This is a genomic window from Cupriavidus sp. FW306-01-F10A (assembly GCF_058782785.1).
Window position 1 is genome coordinate 127,452 of sequence record NZ_JBYSYA010000009.1, and the last position, 16,811, is coordinate 144,262.

15 protein-coding genes are annotated in these 16,811 nt (G+C 70.3%); all 15 read right to left on the bottom strand.

Features of this window, described 5'->3' with window-relative positions:
* Nucleotides 1-55: 55 nt before the first annotated feature.
* Nucleotides 56-1,252 carry an NADH:flavin oxidoreductase gene (locus AC3WLF_RS15475; RefSeq protein ID WP_492358492.1) on the bottom strand — a complete coding sequence of 399 codons (1,197 nt, stop codon included), beginning with the start codon at nucleotides 1,250-1,252 and terminating at the stop codon, nucleotides 56-58.
* Nucleotides 1,253-1,323: 71 nt separating this feature from the next.
* Nucleotides 1,324-3,765 (bottom strand): efflux RND transporter permease subunit, encoded by a 2,442-nt coding sequence (locus AC3WLF_RS15480; RefSeq protein WP_492321112.1) that lies wholly within the window; start codon nucleotides 3,763-3,765, stop codon nucleotides 1,324-1,326.
* A 38-nt stretch (nucleotides 3,766-3,803) separates the two neighbouring features.
* Nucleotides 3,804-4,769, bottom strand: a complete 966-nt coding sequence (locus AC3WLF_RS15485) for a WD40/YVTN/BNR-like repeat-containing protein (protein ID WP_492356695.1) — start codon at nucleotides 4,767-4,769, stop codon at nucleotides 3,804-3,806.
* 70 nt (nucleotides 4,770-4,839) lie between these two features.
* Nucleotides 4,840-6,042 (bottom strand): thiolase family protein, encoded by a 1,203-nt coding sequence (locus AC3WLF_RS15490; RefSeq protein WP_492358463.1) that lies wholly within the window; start codon nucleotides 6,040-6,042, stop codon nucleotides 4,840-4,842.
* Nucleotides 6,043-6,055: 13 nt separating this feature from the next.
* A complete protein-coding gene (locus tag AC3WLF_RS15495) occupies nucleotides 6,056-6,511 on the bottom strand; it encodes a MaoC family dehydratase (protein ID WP_492321109.1) in 456 nt (151 codons plus the stop codon).
* A gap of 40 nt (nucleotides 6,512-6,551) precedes the next feature.
* Nucleotides 6,552-7,355 carry an SDR family oxidoreductase gene (locus AC3WLF_RS15500; RefSeq protein ID WP_010813970.1) on the bottom strand — a complete coding sequence of 268 codons (804 nt, stop codon included), beginning with the start codon at nucleotides 7,353-7,355 and terminating at the stop codon, nucleotides 6,552-6,554.
* Nucleotides 7,352-8,554, bottom strand: a complete 1,203-nt coding sequence (locus AC3WLF_RS15505) for an acyl-CoA dehydrogenase family protein (protein WP_492356693.1) — start codon at nucleotides 8,552-8,554, stop codon at nucleotides 7,352-7,354. Before AC3WLF_RS15505 ends, AC3WLF_RS15500 begins: the two co-directional genes overlap by 4 nt.
* Nucleotides 8,551-9,714, bottom strand: a complete 1,164-nt coding sequence (locus AC3WLF_RS15510; protein ID WP_492321107.1) for an acyl-CoA dehydrogenase family protein — start codon at nucleotides 9,712-9,714, stop codon at nucleotides 8,551-8,553. Before AC3WLF_RS15510 ends, AC3WLF_RS15505 begins: the two co-directional genes overlap by 4 nt.
* A gap of 11 nt (nucleotides 9,715-9,725) precedes the next feature.
* On the bottom strand, nucleotides 9,726-10,601 hold the full coding sequence (locus AC3WLF_RS15515; RefSeq protein ID WP_492352576.1) for an SDR family oxidoreductase: 876 nt from the start codon (nucleotides 10,599-10,601) through the stop codon (nucleotides 9,726-9,728).
* Between the two features lie 10 nt (nucleotides 10,602-10,611).
* Nucleotides 10,612-11,763, bottom strand: a complete 1,152-nt coding sequence (locus AC3WLF_RS15520; RefSeq protein WP_492358464.1) for an acetyl-CoA C-acetyltransferase — start codon at nucleotides 11,761-11,763, stop codon at nucleotides 10,612-10,614.
* 20 nt (nucleotides 11,764-11,783) lie between these two features.
* Nucleotides 11,784-12,851 carry an acyl-CoA dehydrogenase family protein gene (locus tag AC3WLF_RS15525; protein ID WP_492321104.1) on the bottom strand — a complete coding sequence of 356 codons (1,068 nt, stop codon included), beginning with the start codon at nucleotides 12,849-12,851 and terminating at the stop codon, nucleotides 11,784-11,786.
* A gap of 20 nt (nucleotides 12,852-12,871) precedes the next feature.
* Nucleotides 12,872-14,038, bottom strand: a complete 1,167-nt coding sequence (locus AC3WLF_RS15530; protein ID WP_492321103.1) for an acyl-CoA dehydrogenase family protein — start codon at nucleotides 14,036-14,038, stop codon at nucleotides 12,872-12,874.
* Nucleotides 14,028-14,819, bottom strand: a complete 792-nt coding sequence (locus AC3WLF_RS15535) for an enoyl-CoA hydratase family protein (protein ID WP_492321102.1) — start codon at nucleotides 14,817-14,819, stop codon at nucleotides 14,028-14,030. Before AC3WLF_RS15535 ends, AC3WLF_RS15530 begins: the two co-directional genes overlap by 11 nt.
* A gap of 19 nt (nucleotides 14,820-14,838) precedes the next feature.
* Nucleotides 14,839-15,921, bottom strand: coding sequence for an NAD(P)H-dependent flavin oxidoreductase (locus AC3WLF_RS15540; protein WP_492321101.1), 1,083 nt, complete (start codon nucleotides 15,919-15,921; stop codon nucleotides 14,839-14,841).
* Complete coding sequence (locus tag AC3WLF_RS15545; RefSeq protein WP_492321100.1) at nucleotides 15,918-16,805, bottom strand: enoyl-CoA hydratase; 888 nt, start codon at nucleotides 16,803-16,805, stop codon at nucleotides 15,918-15,920. The genes AC3WLF_RS15540 and AC3WLF_RS15545 overlap by 4 nt, the downstream gene beginning before the upstream one ends.
* Nucleotides 16,806-16,811 lie beyond the last annotated feature (6 nt).

A 16,811-nucleotide genomic window follows, 5' to 3' on the forward strand; every position in this document is an offset into this window, starting at 1 on the left:
CCCGTGGGACCTTCAAGATAAGAGCGTCTGGCCGGCGGCTCATCGTCTCATCGGACTACTGCAGCGCGGCGGCAATCCTGGTCAGCGCCGGATCATTGCCCGGGCCATGCACGCAACTGACGCCCGCCGGATCGTAGATCCGGGCCACGCAGCCATTGCAGCTGTCACAGGCCGAATGCGCCACCGCGCCGCCGCGCCAGTTGGCGACCAGCGCGGGATCATGGATCAGCGCGCGCGCCAGCGCGACACAGTCGAAGCCCTCTTCCATCAGCTGCGCGACATTGCCGATCGACTTGACGCCGCCGATATAGGCCAGCGGCATGCGCACCGCCCGCCGCACCACGCGCGACGCCTCCAGGAAGTACAGCTCGCGAAAGGCCAGCGCGCGCGGCGTGCGCTTTTCCAGCATGGTGATGCCGAAGCGCGCCACCGCGGTCGGCGCGGCGGCCTTCATCTGCGCCGTGGGCATGGGGCTGCCGAACAGCGCCCACGGGCTCTCGACGTTGCGCCCGCCGCTGAGGGTCAGCAGGTCGGCGCCTTCCGCCTCCAGCAGACGCGCGCTCACGGCGGAATCCGCGGGCTCGTTGCCGCCCGGCACGCCGTCGCTGACGCTCAGCTTGCAGCAGACCGCCAGCTCGGCGCCGACCGCGTCCTTCACCTGGCGCAGTACCGCGGCCGGAAAGCGGGTGCGGTTCTCCACGCTGCCGCCGAACGCATCGCGCCGCCGGTTGCTCAGCGGCGACAGGAACTGGTTGAGCAGGTAGCCGTGGCCCATGTGGATTTCCACCGCGTCGAAGCCGGCTTCGCGCGCCAGCCGCGCCGCCGCGGCAAACTGGCCGGCAACGCGCGCCATGTCCGCCTCGCGCATGGCACGCTGGAAATACACGCCGTGCAGCATGCCAAAGGCATTGAGTCCGGATGAAGCGCTGCCTGGCGCACGGCTGCCGCCGTGGCGCATGGTGGTGAACGAGCCCGCATGGGTGATCTGCAGGCAGGCCGCCGCGCCTTCGCGATGCACGGCATCGGTCAGCACGCGCAGGTGCGCAACCTGCTCCGGGCGCATGCTGAGCTGGTGCGAAAAAGTCAGGCCGTCGTCGGCCACCGCCGCATACGCGACCGTGGTCATGCCCACGCCGCCCGCGGCAAGCTCGCGGTGGTGCCTGACCAGCGCCTCGGTCGGCAGGCCCTGCGGCGTCATGCCCTCGTTGGCGCCGGCCTTGATAATGCGATTGCGCAGCGTGAGCGGGCCGATGCGGACCGGCGTGAATGCCGCCGCCGCGTAAGCCTGGTGATCGTGCATGCTGTCTCTCCGGGCCATCGGCCTTACACCGCGTCGGATTTCAGGGCGTGCGCCGGCGGCACCGTCTCGCCGCGCGCGGCGCCACCGGCACCACCGGCGGCCACGCGCGCACGCTCCTCTTCCTCCACGCCCAGCCACGCAGCCAGCGCCGGCAGCAGCGACACCGCGCCGAACAGGTTCACCAGGAACATGAAGGCCAGCAGGATCCCCATGTCGGCCTGGAACTTGAGCGCGGCAAAGGCCCAGGTGCCCACCCCGATGCACATCGTCAGCGCCGTGAACAGCGCCGCCGAACCGCGCTGGCGCATGGCCTCGGCAAAGGCCTGCGGCAGGGCCTGCCCTTCCTCGCGGATCTGGTGCTGGATGCGCTCATACAGGTAGATGCCGTAGTCCACGCCGACGCCCACGCCCAGCGTGATGACCGGCAGCGTCGACACCTTCAGCCCGATGCCAAGCCGCGCCATCAACGCATTGCACAGCACCGACACCAGCGTCAGCGGCACGATGATGCACAGCACCGCGCGCCACGAGCGGAACGTCAGCAGGCACAGCAGCGTGATCGCACCGAAGATCGACAGCAGCATGGTCACTTCGGCTTCCTCCACGGCCTCATTGGTGGCCGCCATCACGCCGATATTGCCCCCGCCCAGGCGGAACGCCACGTTGGGGGTCTTGTCGGCGGCGGTGAAGCGGCGGATCTCGCGGATGATGTGGGCGATGGTGGCGCCCTCATGGTTGGCGGTGTAGATCAGCACCTGGATGGCCTGGCAGTTCGAGGTATTCATGCCGTTGTCCGGGTCAAAGGCCTTGGCGCCCTGGCTCAGGCCCTCGCTGCTGCGCGGCAGCGCCTCCCAGCGCGGGTTGCCCTCGTTGTAGGCGCCGATCACCACCTTGGCCAGCGACGACACGCTCACCACCGACTGCACGCCGGACACGCCGCGCATATGCATCTCGAAGCGTTCCACCGCACTCATCACCGGGTAGTGCAGGCAGCCGTCGTCGAAGCCGGTGGGCTCCACCACCACGGTCAGCGCATCCGAGCCGATGTTGTACTGGCTCACGATGCTGGCGCTGTCGCGGTTGTAGCGCGAATCCGCGCGCAGTTCCGGAGCGCCGCTGCCGACATCGCCAATCTTGAGGCCGCGCGAATCGATGGCACCGGCCGCAAGCAACGCCAGCGCGGCAACGAACACGCCCAGCGCCGGGCCCGGGCGCGCCAGCGCGCCGAACTTCTGCCACAGCCCGCCGGTTCCGTGCGCGCGCCGGGCCTGCGCCGATGCCAGCGCCGACGGCTCCAGCCGCGTGTACGACAGCAGGATCGGCAGGAACACCTTGTTGGTCACGATCATCAGCAGCACGCCCAGGCAGGCGGTGATGCCAAGCTCGCGCACGATGTCGATCTCGATGCGCATGATGACCATGAACCCGAGCGCGTTGGTCAGCAGCGCGACCGTGCCGGGGATGAACAGCTTGCGGAAGGCCGCGCTGGCGCTGTCGAGCGCACCATGTCCCTGCACCACCTCTTGCTTCCAGGCATTGGTCATCTGCACCGCGTGCGAGACCCCGATCGAAAAGATCAGGAACGGCACCAGGATCGACATCGGATCGATGCCGTAGCCCAGCAGCGGCAGCAAGCCCAGCAGCCAGGCCACGGGCAGCAGCGCCACCACCAGCGACAACAGCGTGATGCGCAGCGAGCGCGTGTACAGCCACAGCAGCAGCGCGGTCACGGCGAAGGCCAGCGCGAAGAAGCCCATCACGCCGGCGATGCCCTCTTCCACATCGCCCACCAGCTTGGCGAAGCCGACGATATTGACCTCGACGTCGGTGCCGCTGAATTCCCCGCGGATCTTCTCCAGCTGGCGTGCGACCGAGCCGTAGTCGATGGTCTTGCCGGTGGCCGGATCGGTCTCGCGCAATTCCGCGCGGATCAGCGCGGACTTCAGGTCGTTGCTGACCAGGCGGCCGATCTGGCCAGAGCGCGCCACGTTGCGGCGCACCTTGTCGAGCTCGGCCGGCGCGCCGGAGAAGCGTCCCGGCACCACCACGTCGCCGCGGAAGCCCGCCTCCGTCACCTCGGTGTAGCGCACATTGGGCGTGAACAGCGAGAACACGCGCGAACGGTCCACGCCGGGGATGAAGAAGACGTCATCGGTGGCGCGGCGCAGCTTGTCCATGAAGGCCGCGTTGTAGATGTCGCCGTCGCCCTTCCAGCGCAGGCTCAGCAGCACCGTGTTGGCACCGGAGAAGGTGCTCGCGTACTTGGTGAACACCTGCATGTACGGGTGCTGCAGCGGGATCATCTTGTTGAAGCCGGGATCGAGCCGCAGCCGCGTGGCCGAGACGCCCAGCGCCACGGTCACGGCCAGGCACAGCACCAGCAGCAGGCGGCGCCGCTGCATCAGCAGGCTGGCGCAGGCATCGACAAAGCGGCCCAGGCGGCCGGAAGAATGGGGGCGGTTCATGATCGTTCTCGCATTCGGTAAGCCAGGGTCAGGCAGGGTCAGCGGGGATTGGCGGCGAGCGTGACGCCGGCAAGGCCGCCATTGCCGCCCAGCGCCAGCGTGTCCTTGCCGGCAGGGACCAGCGCGGCCAGGGTCTGCGGGCTGCCGGCGGGCAAGGCGGTGAAGTGGCGCCCGCCATCGGCGGAGATCACCAGCGTGCCGCCCTGCCCGGCCAGCACGATGCGGCCATCGGGCAGTTCGACGCCGCCGAAGAACGAGGTCTTGAGGCCAGTGTCCGCGGCCTGCCAGGTGGCGCCGAAGTCATCGCTGCGCAAGGCGTTGCCGCGCATGCCGAAGGCCAGCCAGGCGCCGTCGCGCAGCGGCTGCACGCCGTACAGCGAACCCTCGTAGGGGGACTTCACCACCTCCCAGCGGCCGCCGCCGTCGGGCGAGCGCAGCACCAGGCCGGCTTCGCCGACCAGCATCAGGCGTCCCTGCCCGTCGCCGGCAATGCCGTTGAGGTGGCGGTCCTGCATGGCCTTGTCGGCGGCCGGCTCCCAGTGCCTGCCCTGGTCGCGCGAGACCAGGAAGCGGCCAAAGCTGCCGACCGCGAACCACGGGCCGCCCGCCTGGGCCCAGGCACCCAGCAGCGGATCGGACGAGCTCGCCTCGAACGCCACCTGCTGCCAGTGGGCACCGCCGTCTTCGGTGCGCAGGATCCAGCCGCTGTGCCCGACCGCCATGCCGTGGCGGCTGTCGGCAAAGGCCACCTGGGTCAGCGCGGCGCCTTGCGGTTGATCCACGGCGGCCGTGCGCCAGTTGCGGCCCTGGTCATCGCTGAACAGGATCTGGCCACGCTCGCCCACTGCCACCAGGCGCTCGCCGGCGCGCGCGATGCCGTTGACCTGCAGGCCGTCCGGGCGCAGCGTCGTGGCCGCGAACGGCGGCAGCGGGCGCGGCGCGAAGGCCCATACCGCGGTGGCGAGCACGGCCAGCGACATGGCGACGCCGATCAGTCGTTTCATGATGTCTCCTCCGGTTGGAGTGATGGCAGGCGGCCTCGTTGCGGGCCGTCCCTGCACGGGCTGCTTGTGATTACAGAACGTCGAACAGCGCGGCGGCGCCCATGCCGCCGCCGATGCACATGGTCACCACCGCCTGCTGCACGCCGCGGCGCCGGCCTTCAATCAATGCATGCGCGGTCATGCGCGCACCCGACATGCCGAACGGATGGCCGATCGAGATCGCGCCGCCGTTGACGTTCAGGCGCGCATCCGGGATGCCCAGCTTCTGCTGGCAGTACAGCACCTGGCAGGCGAAGGCCTCGTTCAGCTCCCACAGGCCCACGTCGGCCGCCGTCATGCCATGGCGCGCGAGCAGCCTGGGCACGGCGAACACCGGGCCGATCCCCATCTCGTCCGGCGCGCAGCCCGCCACCGCCATGCCGCGGTAGCGGCCCAGCGGGCGCAGGCGGCGCCGGCGGGCCTCGTCGGCGCTCATCAGCAGCACCGCGGCGGCGCCGTCCGACAACTGCGAGGCATTGCCGGCAGTGATGTGCTCGCCGGCGGCCACCGCCTGGCCGCCGCTCCAGACCGGCTTCAGCGCCTCCAGGCTGCTGGCCGTGGTATCGGGCCGGTTGCACTCGTCGTGCGCAAGCCGAACGGTCTCGTGGCCGGTCAGCGTGCCGGCCTTGTCGAACAGCGCGCGGCGCGTTTCCAGCGGCACGATCTCGTCATCGAAGGCCCCGCGCCGCTGCGCCTCGGCGGTGCGCTGCTGGCTGCGCCAGGCGTAGGCGTCCTGCTCGGCGCGGCTGATGCCGTAGCGGCGCGCCACCACCTCGGCGGTCTCGATCATTGCCATATAGGCTGCCGGCTGCCGCGCCAGCACCGCTTCGGACTGGGCGCGGTAGCTGTTCTTGTGCTTGGTCTGCGTCAGCGAGATGGATTCCGCGCCGCCGGCGACGATGATGTCGGCCTCGCCGCACTGGATCGCACGGGCGCCCGCCGCGATCGCCATCAGGCCCGAGCCGCACATGCGGTCCATGGTCATGCCGGGCACGCTGTCCGGCAGGCCGGCCGCCACCGCGCACAGGCGGCCCAGGTTGTAGCCCTGGGTGCCCTGCTGCGCGGCCGCGCCGATCAGCACATCTTCCACCTCGGACGGATCCACGCCGGCGCGCTCCACCACCGCGCGCACCACGTGGCCGCCCAGCACCGGGGCCTCGGTGTCGTTGAAGGCACCGCGGAAGGCCTTGCCGATCGGTGTGCGCGCGACGGCGACAATGACTGCTTCTTTCATGCTGGATTCCTGTTCAGAAGTAATAGCGGCTGATGGTCTCGGCCACGCAGGCCGGCTTGTCTCCGCCTTCGATTTCCACGGTCATGCGCACCACCGACTGCACGCCGCCCTGCAAGGTCTCGGCCCGCACCAGTTCCCCCACCCCGCGCACGCGCGCGCCCACGCGCACCGGCGCCGGGAAGCGCACCTTGTCGCAGCCGTAGTTGACGCCCCACTTCATGCCTTCGACCGTGACCAGCTCCGGCAGGAACTGGTTGACCAGCGCCAGCGTCAGGTAGCCGTGCGCGATGCAGGCGCCGTATGGGCCCTGCGCGGCGCGCTGCGGGTCCACGTGCAGCCACTGGTGGTCGCCGGTGGCATTGGCGAACTGGTTGACCTGTTCCTGGGTGATCTGGGTCCAGGCGCTCTCGCCGAGGCGCTGGCCGACGGCGGCGTGGATGTCTTCGGCAGAACGGAAGATTCTTGGCATGTCTGGTTCCTGCGTTGTTCCCGGTCCCAACTGTTTCCCTTCAAGCCCGCTGGCTGCTCACCGGCAGCACCTCGCCCGTCATGTACGAGGCATAGTCGCTGGCCAGGAACACCATCACATTGGCCACCTCCCACACCTCGGCCGCGCGCCCGAACGCTTCGCGCTCGCTGAGCTGGCGCAGCAGGTCGGCCGGCGCCGACTTCTTCAGGAAGTCGTGCAGCGCGATGCTTGGCGCCACCGCATTGATGCGCACGCCAAATTCGGCGGCCTCCATCGCGCTGCAGCGCGTCAGCGCCATCACCCCGGCCTTGGCCGCGGCGTAATGCGACTGTTCCTTCTGCGCACGCCAGCCCAGCACCGAGGCATTGTTGACGATGGCGCCGCGCCGGCGCGCCTGCATGTGCGGCAACATCGCGCGCGTCATGCGGAAGGTGCCGGTGAGGGAAATATCGATCACGCGCGACCACTCGGCATCGTCCATATCAACTAGGCGGCGCGAGCCGCCCAGGCCGGCGTTGTTGATCAGCACGTCGGTGCCGCCCAAGGCTTCTTCGGCGGCGGCCACAAGTGCGCGCACCTGCGCTTCATCCGACACATCGCAAAGCTGGCCATGGATCGCCTGCAGGCCGGTTTCCGCGCGCAGGCGCTCGACCGCGTCTGCCAGCCGCTTCTCATGGACGTCGGAGATCATCAGCGCGCGGCAGCCCTCCTCGGCGCAGCGGCGCGCGGCGGCAAAGCCGATGCCGGCGCCCGCCGCGGCGGTGATGAGCACACTCTTGCCGGCGAGCAACTGATGGCCAGGCACATAGGCCGGGGCGCTGGGGATTTCGGTGTTCAGGGTCATGACTGTCCTCGTGCTTCGCGCGGCATGCCGAGGCCGCGTTCGGCGATGATGTTGAGCTGGATTTCGTTGGTGCCGGCGTAGATGGTGTCGGCGCGCGAGAACAGCGCCATCTGCTGCAGCCGCGTGCGGTGCGTGTCGCCGGCGTCCAGCACATTGGCCAGCGGGCCCAGCACGTCCAGCGCCAGCTGGCCCAGGTCGCGGTGCCAGTTGGACCAGTAGTACTTGTAGATCAGCGCCTCGCGCTGCAGCGCGGTGCCGCCGTCCTGGCCCGCCTGCGCCGCGCCCGCAAGCATGCGCAGCGCATTGGCCCGCATCACGCGCAGGCCGGCCCAGGCGCGCGCGATGCGCTGGCGCACCAGCGCGTCGCGGCTGCTGCCGTTGTCGCGCGCGGCCTGCGCCACCCATTCCAGTTCATGCGTGAACTGCATCTGCTGGCCCAGCGTGGAGATGCCGCGCTCGAAGCCCAGCAGCGCCATGGCGATGCGCCAGCCATCGCCGGGCGCGCCCAGCACATCGGCGGCGGCGGCACGCGCGCCGTCGAAGAACACCTCGTTGAATTCGGCGCCGCCGCCCATCTGGCGGATCGGCCGGATCTCGATGCCGGGCTGGTCCAGCGGCAGCATCAGGAAAACCAGGCCCTTGCTGCCGCGCGAGCCGGGCTCGCAGCGCGCCAGCACGAAGATCCAGTCGGAATCGTGCGCGAGCGAGGTCCACACCTTCTGCCCGCTCACCAGCCAGTCGCCAGTGGCCGCATCGCGCTCCGCGCGCGTGCGCACATTGGCCAGGTCCGAGCCCGCCCCAGGCTCCGAATACCCCTGGCACCAGAACGTGGTGCCGTTCAGGATGCCGGGCAGCAGGCGCGCCTTCTGGTCGTCGGTGCCGAAGGCGACCAGGGTCGGGCCGATCAGCCCCTCGCCGATATGGCCCATGCGGCCCGGTCCCCCTGCCCGCGCGTATTCCTCATGGAAGATCACCTGCTGCATGACCGGCAGCTCGCGCCCGCCATGCGCGCGCGGCCAGCCCAGGCCGGTCCAGCCGCCTTCGGCCAGCCGGCGCTCCCACGCCTTGCGCAGTTCGGGATAGGCCTCTTCGTCGCCGGGGCCGCCGCGGTGCTTCAGGCAGGCGAACTCGCCGGCCAGGTTGGCGGCCATCCATTGCGCGACTTCGGCGCGGAATGCCGCCTCTTGATTCGCTATCATGCTGTCCTCCAGGCGTGCGGGCCATTTGCTGCGAGATACGCCAGCGCCGCGCCGGCACCGCCCAGCCAGTGGCTGGCGGCCTGCGCGCGCTTGAAATAGAGCTGGGGGTCGTATTCCCAGGTGAAGCCGACACCGCCATGCAACTGGATGGCCTCCTGCGCGCAGAAGCGCAGGGCATCGTCGGCGGCCACGGACGCGGCGGCGATGTCGAGGCGGATGCCGGTGCCATCGGCCACCTCGCCCGTTTCCCACGCCTGCGCCGCGCCATACACCGCCGAGCGCGCCGCCTCGACCAGCACCATCATCTGCGCGCAGCGGTGCTTGACCGCCTGGAACGAGGCGATGGCGCGCCCGAACTGGATCCGTTCCGATGCATAGGCCACGGTCAGGTCCAGGCATTGCTGGGCCGCGCCAAGCTGCTCCGCCGCCAGCATCAGCTTGCCGTGCCACCAGGCCTGGGCCAGGCCGAAGGCCGCCGCGTCCGCGCGCGCCAGGCAGGCGCTGGCGGGCACGGGCAGCCCGTCCAGCCGCAGCGCGGCCTGCGGCCGCGTGCGGTCCAGCGTATCGAGCGGCGCCAGCATGCATCGCGCATCCTGTGCCAGTGCTGCCGGTTCCAGCAGGAACAGCGCAGGCACGCCGTCTCCGAGACGGGCCGGCACCAGCAGCCAGTCGGCGCCGGCGGCATCGGCCACCTGGGCGGCGCTGCCACGCAGCACGAAGCCATCCGCGCTTGCCTGCGCGCCAATGGCGACGCCGTCGTACTGCCAGCCGCCATCGTCCGGCAGCACCGCGGCGGCACGCAGCTCGCCACAGGCCAGCCGCTCCAGCCACTGCGCGCTGCCACGCGGACCCAGGCTGGCCTGCAGCCAGGGCGCGGCCACGCACACGGCGGACCAGAACGGCACGCAGGCCAGGCGCTGGCCCAGTTGTTCCTGCAGCAGCACCAGCCCGGGCGCACCCAGGCCGGCGCCGCCCACGGCTTCGGGCAGCGCGATGCCGCACCAGCCGAGTTCGCCCGCGACCGCGTGCCACAGGGCCTCGTCGTGCGCCGGGCCTGCCTCGGTCACGCGCCGCACCGCCGCCGAATCGCTGTACGCGGCGAGGTAGTCGCGCGCGCTGTCGCGGACCATCTGCTGTTCGACGCTAAGGGAGAAGTCCATGGCCGTCGCGCTCAGCTGCCGTAGACCGGCTGGGGCGGCTGCGCCTGCGCCAGCAGTTCCGCCACGGCTGCGCCCAGTTCGGCCGGCTGCCAGCGCGATCCCTTGTCGGTCCTGGGTCCGGTGCGCCAGCCGTCGGCCACCGAGACCATGCCGCCGGCCGCCTCGAACATGCGCCCGTTGACCTGCGCGGACGCGGCGCTGCCCAGCCACACCACCAGCGGCGCGACATTGGCGGGGTCGTAGTAGTCGAAGCCGTCTTCCGGCGCCTGCATCATTTCGGCAAACACCTCCTCGGTCATGCCGGTGCGCGCCGCCGGTGCCAGCGCATTGGCGGTGATGCCATAGCGGCCAAGCTCGGCGGCCTGCACCAGCGTGAGCGCGGCAATGCCGGCCTTGGCGGCGGCGTAGTTGGACTGCCCGACCGAACCCTGCAGGCCCGCGCCGGAGCTGGTGTTGATAATGCGCGCGTCGACGGCGCGGCCGGCCTTGGCGGCATCGCGCCAGCGTTTGGCGAGCAGGTTGGCCAGGCAGAAGTGGCCGCGCAGGTGCACGCGCATGACGTCGTCCCAGTCGGCCTCGGTCAGGCTGACGAACATGCGGTCGCGGCAGATGCCGGCGTTGTTGACCAGCACATGGACCTCGCCGAAGGCCTCGACCGCGGCATCGACGATGCGCTTCGCGGTGGCCAGCTGGGTGATGTCGTCAGCGCTGGCCAGTGCGCTGCCGCCGGCCGCGCGGATCTCCGTGCAGACGGCCTCGGCCGCCTCGCGCCGGATGTCGTTGACGACCACATTGGCGCCCTCGGCGGCGAAGGCCAGCGCATAGGCACGGCCCAGCCCGCCGCCGGCGCCGGTGATGATGACGGTGCGTGCGTCACAGATTCCCATGGCGGTCTCCTTACAAGCGTTCGATGATGGTGACGTTGGCCAGGCCACCGCCTTCGCACATGGTCTGCAGGCCGTAGCGGCCGCCGGTGCGTTCCAGCTCATGCAGCAGCGTGGTCATCAGGCGCGCCCCGGTGGCGCCCAGCGGGTGGCCCAGTGCGATGGCGCCGCCATTGGGGTTGGTGCGCTCGGCCGCGTAGCCGGTCTCGGCCAGCCATGCCATCGCCACCGAGGCGAACGCTTCATTGATCTCGACCACGTCGATATCGGCCAAGCGCAGGCCGCAGCGCTCCAGTGCGCGTTTGGTCGCCGGGATCGGTGCGGTCAGCATCCACAGCGGGTCGTCGCCCAGCACGCTCATATGCGCGATGCGCGCACGCGGCTTGAGCTGGTAGCGCTTGAGCGCGTCTTCCGAGACGATCAGCAGCGCGGCGGCGGCATCCGCGGTCTGGCTGGACACGGCCGCGGTCAGCGAACTGCCGGGCATCAGCGGTTCCAGCGCAGCCATCTTCGCCAGCGTGGTATCGGGGCGCGGGGTCTCGTCATGCTTCACGCCCTCGCACGGCACGATCTCGCGCGCAAAGCGGCCGCCTTCGATGGCCGCGGCGGCGCGCTGGTGGCTTGCCAGCGCGTAGGCTTCCATGGCCTCGCGCGACAGCTTCCAGTGATCGGCAATGCGCTGCGCGGCATGGAACTGCGACACCGGCGCATCGCCAAAGCGCACCTGCCAGCCCTTGCTGCCCGAGAACGGGTCGGCAAAGCCCAGTGCCTGCCCGGCCAGCATGGCCGACGAGATCGGGATCTGGGTCATGGTCTGCACGCCGCCGGCGATCACCACGTCCTGCGTGCCGCTCATCACTGCCTGCGCGGCAAAGTGCACCGCCTGCTGCGACGAGCCGCACTGGCGGTCCACGGTCACGCCCGGCACCGTCAGCGGCAGGCCGGCTGCCAGCCACGCGCTGCGGGCGATATTGCCGGCCAGCGGGCCGATGGTGTCGACGCAGCCGAACACCACGTCGTCATAGTCCTCGGCGGGAATGCCGTTGCGGCGCACCAGCTCGGCCAGCACGAAGCCGCCGAGGTCGGCGCCGTGCATGTGCGACAGTCCGCCCTTGCGGCGCCCGGTGGGCGTGCGCAGGGCATCAACGATATAGGCGTCTTTCATGGTCTTGGTTCTCTTTGGATTCAGGCGAAGGTGGCGCCGGCGCCGATCTCATGCGCGCCGTCAAGGATGTGCGCGCCCATGCGCGCCTTGTGGAAGGCACGGTCGCCCCAGCTTCCCGCCAGGGCCCAGGCCCGCTTGGTGAAGATCTGCAGGTCCAGCTCCCAGGTGTAGCCCATTGCGCCATGCACCTGGATCGCCTGGCGCGCCGCGCTCCACGCGCAGCGCGCGGCGGCCACGCGGGCGTGCGAGACATGCAGGCCCGCATCGGGCAGGCCGTGCGCCAGCGCGGCGGCGGCGCGCAGCAGCACCGGCCGGGCGAACTCGAGCTGGATCGCCACGTCGGCCAGCAGGTGCTTGACCGCCTGGTAGGCGCCGATGGCCTTGCCGAACTGCTTGCGCTGCGCGCTGTAATCGATCGCCAGGTCCAGCATGCGCTGGGTCAGGCCCAGCTGCTGCGCGGCCACGCCAAGCGCGCCGCGGTTCAGCGCGCTGTTCCACAGGCCGCTGCCGGACGGGATCAGTTCGGACTCCGCGGCCGGCGTCCACGCCAGCTCAAACAAGCGGCGCGAAGGATCGAGCCCGGTGCGCGCCGTCAGCACGGCCTGGTCGGGCCGCAGCAGGTGCACGGCGCCTTCGTGCGCACACAGGATGGCGTCGGCGACATGGGCGTCGGCGACCAGCCGCTCTTGCGGATGCGCCACCGCCACGCGGGCATCGCCGGCGGCGATGCGCTCCAGCAGCGTGGCGCAGCGTTCGTGCGCCGAGGCGTTCGGCGCCGCCGCGAGCGCATCGCGCAGCAGCCCGGCCGCGACCAGCGCGGTGTCCAGCAAAGGCTCGGGCAGCGCAAAGTAGCCGCAGGCCTGCGCCAGCGGCGCCCATTCGACCTCGCCCAGCCCCAGTCCGCCCTGCTCCTGCGGCACCATCACCGCGGTCAGGCCCTGGTTGGCAAGCTGGCGCCACAGCGCGTCGGAGCGGCCGGACTCGGTGGCCCACAGCTCGCGCGTCAGTTCGGGCGTCATCTCGGTCATCAGGAAGCGCCGGATCGCCTCGGCAAACTGCTCCTGCTCTTCGGTCAATGCGAAATCCATGGTGTTTTCCCCGGGTGCCGTCATGCGCGCGGCATGCCGAGCAGGCGCTCGGCGACGATATTGCGCTGGATCTCGTTGGTGCCGGCATAGATCGGCCCGGCCTGCGAGAACAGGAAGCCGTCCAGCCAGTGGCCGAGCGAACCCGGCGGCTGGCCGTCGGGCGCGACCTCTGCCGACTGCCCCAGGATGGCCAGCGCGGTATCGTGCATATGGATGTCCAGCTCGGACCAGAACACCTTGTTCGTGCTCGACTCCGCGCCGATATGGCCGCCGCGCACCAGGCGGCTCGCGGTGGCGTAGGTGGACAGCGTGTAGGCCTCGGCGTCCATCCAGGCGCGCAGCACCGCCTCGCGCAGCGACGGGTCGCGGTCCGCCGCCTCGCGGTTGGCCTGGTACAGCCTGACCAGCGCGCGCGCGGTTTCCTGGAAGCGCGCCGGCGAGCGCAGCATCAGGCCGCGTTCGAAGCCGGCGGTGGCCATGGCCACCTGCCAGCCGGCGCCTTCTGCGGCCAGGCGGTTTTCCACCGGCACGCGCACTTCGTCGAAGAAGATCTCGGCAAAGCCGGTCTGGCCGTTGAGCTGGCGGATCGGGCGCACGGTGATGCCGGGCGTGTCCAGCGGCATCAGGATGAAGGTCAGGCCATGGTGTCGGGTCGAGGCCGGGTCAGTGCGGAACAGGCCGAACAGCCAGTCCGCCCACACCGCCCGCGTCGACCAGATCTTCTGGCCGTTGATCACATAGTCATCGCCCTGCCGGATCGCGCTGCAGCGGATCGCGGCCATGTCCGAGCCTGCGTTCGGCTCGGACCAGCCCTGCGCCCAGACATGCTCGCCCGAGGCCATGCGCGGCAGGAAGCGCGCCTTCTGCGCCTCGGTGCCGAATTCCATCAGCGTGGGCCCGAGCAGGAAGATGCCGTTCTGGTTGACGCGCATCGGCGCGCCGGCACGCCAGTACTCTTCCTCGAAGATCAGCCACTCGATCAGGTCGCAGCCGCGCCCGCCCAGCTCGGCCGGCCACGTGACCATGCTCCAGTGGCCCTGGTTGAGCGTGGCCTCCCACGCGCGGTGCTGGGCGAAGCCCGCTTCGGTATCGAAGCTCGCCAGCGGCGTGCGCGGCACGTGCGCGGCCATCCAGTCGCGCACCTCGGCGCGGAAGGCACGCTGGGCGTCGGTGTATTCAAGCTGCATCGCGCTCTCCCTGCGCAAAGCGGGCTTCGCGGCCTTCGACAAAGGCGGCGCGCGCCTCGCCGGAATCGGCGCTCATGTAGGCCTGCAGCGTGAAGCCCTGTTCCCAGCGGTATTTGTCCTCCAGGTTGCCGTCTTCCACGCCGTTGAGCGCTTCCTTGGCCAGCTGCAGCATGGCCGGGCTCTTGGCGGCGATCTGGCGGGCCAGCGTCATGGCGGCCTCGCGCAACTCTGCGCGCGGCACCACGCGCTCGACCGCGCCCAGCCGGTACGCCTCGGCGGCATCGATCATCTCGCCGGTGAAGTACATCGCCCTGACCTTCTGCACGCCGAACATGCGCTGCAGGTGGGCGCCGCCGCCCATGGCGCCGCGGTCGATCTCCGGCACGCCAAAGCGCGCACAATCTGCGGCCACGATGATGTCGGCCGCGCCGCAGATGCCGATGCCGCCGCCCAGCACGAAGCCGTGCACGGCCACGATGACCGGCTTGGGATTGCGGTGCACGGCGCGGAAGGTGGCGTAGTTGCCGGCGTTGACATCGACGATGCGCTGCGGGTGCGCGGCCAGCTCCTTGATGTCGACGCCGGCGCAGAAGCCGCGGCCTTCGCCGCGCAGCACGATCACGCGCACGGCGGAATCGGTGCCCAGCTGGTCGATCGCGGCGGCCAGCGCATGCCAGCCGGCGCAGTCGAGCGCATTGACTGGCGCATGGTCGATCACCAGTTCGGCGATGCCGTCGGCAGTGTCGATGCGGAACGGCCCGGTCTTTTTGTTCGTTTGCATGGTTTCCTCTGTCTGTGGGTCAGGCCGCTGCAGCCAGTCCGGCGCCAGCCAGCGCCGCCAGGCGCGCCTGTGCCTGCGCGGCCATGCCGGCCACGATCTGCTCGCAGGATTCGATGGCCCGGATCGCCGCTGCCGCCTGGCCGCTGGGCAGCACGCCTTCATCGGGGCATCCCTCCACCATCGCGCGCTGGATCAGCACCGGCGCGTTGGCGGCCATCAGGGTCTGGGCGGCGCTGTAGTCCTGCTCGCGCATCGCGCGCCAGGCGGTGGCCAGCATCTGCGCGCTGCGCATGCCGGTACGTGCCTGCCATTTGCGCGCGGCCGCCAGCGCCAGCCAGGTGCGCCGCAGCGGACCGGCCTTCTCCAGCGCCAGCAGCAGGTCATTGTCGATCATTCGCTGCGGCAGGCCGTCGATGGCCAGCGATACGCGGATGCTGGCCGGGTCGCGCACCTTGACGTAGCGCTCAAGCGTTGGCGCCGGCACCGGCGATTCGGCCGACATCAGGAAGCGCGTGCCCATGGCCACGCCGGCCGCGCCGTAGGCCAGCGCCGCGGCCAGTCCGCGGCCGTCGAAGAAGCCGCCGGCGGCCACCACCGGCACGCTCACGCTGTCCAGCACCTGCGGCAGCAGCAGCGTGGTCGGTGTGCCGCCGGTATGGCCGCCGCCCTCGCCGCCCTGCACGGTGACCACGTCCGCGCCCAGTTCCACGGCCTTGGCCGCATGCTTGGCCGCGCCCACGGTCGGCATGCAGACCACGCCAGCCGCCTTGAGCTTGCCGATCATCTTCGCGTCCGGGCCGCGCCCGTAGCTGACCGCGCGCAGCCGGTGGCGGATCGCCATCTCGATCACTTCTTCCGCGTTGGGCTGGAACATGTGGAAGTTGATGCCGAAGGGCCGGTCGCTGAGCGCCTTCACGCGCAGGATCTCGCGCTCGACCTCGCCGGGCGCAATGGTGGCGCCGGCCAGGAAGCCGAAGGCCCCGGCATTGCCGCTGGCCGCGACCAGCTTCGCATCCGCCACCCAGCCCATCGCCGTCTGCACGATGGGGTAGCGGCAGCCCAGCAGGTCGCACAGCACGGTGTGCAGGCTCGCGGTGCTCATGCCTTGTCCTCGCCGGTGCGTTGCGAAGCGGCCATGGCGCGCGCGTCATAGCCGCCGAGCTTGTCGCCGCTGACCAGTTCGTTGTGCGCATGGGCGAAGTGGTGCCAGGCAAAGACGGCATCCATCGCGGTGCGCTTGCCCTGCAGGTCTTCCACATGGTTGACCGCCTGCTTGGTCAGCGTCAGGCCCAGCCGCGGCATCTGCGCGACCTTGGCGGCCATGCCGTAGGCGGTGTCTTCCAGCGCGTCGCGCGGCACCACGCGGTTGACCATGCCCATGCGCTCGGCGCGTTCGGCACCCATGCGCTCGCCCAGGAACAGGAACTCCTTGGCGATGCGCGGATGGAGCTCGTAGGGATGGGCGAAGTACTCGACGCCGGGAATGCCCATGCGCACCACCGGATCAGCAAAGAAGGCATCGTCCGACGCCACGATCAGGTCGCAAACCCACGCCAGCATCAGCCCGCCGGCGATGCAGGCGCCATGCACCATGGCGATGGTCGGCTTGGGCAGCTCGCGCCAGCGCCGGCACATGCCCAGGTAGACCTCCTGCTCGCGGGCATAGAGGAACTCGCCGCCCGGCTTGTTGACATGGTCATACCAGAGCGAGGCGCGCTCGAAAGTTTCATTGATGTCGCGCCCGGGCGTGCCGATGTCGTGCCCGGCCGAAAAATGCTTGCCGGCGCCGCGCAGCACGATCACCTTGACCGCGTCGTCCGCGGCGGCGCGCCGGTAGGCCTCGTCCAGCGCGTAGGTCATCTTTGAGTTCTGCGCGTTGTGAAACTGCGGCCGGTTCATGGTCACGGTGGCAATGCCGTCCGCGACCTGGTAGAGCACCTCGGCATTGGGGCCAAGGCTGATGGCTTCGGTAGCTGGCGTTGTCATGTCGGC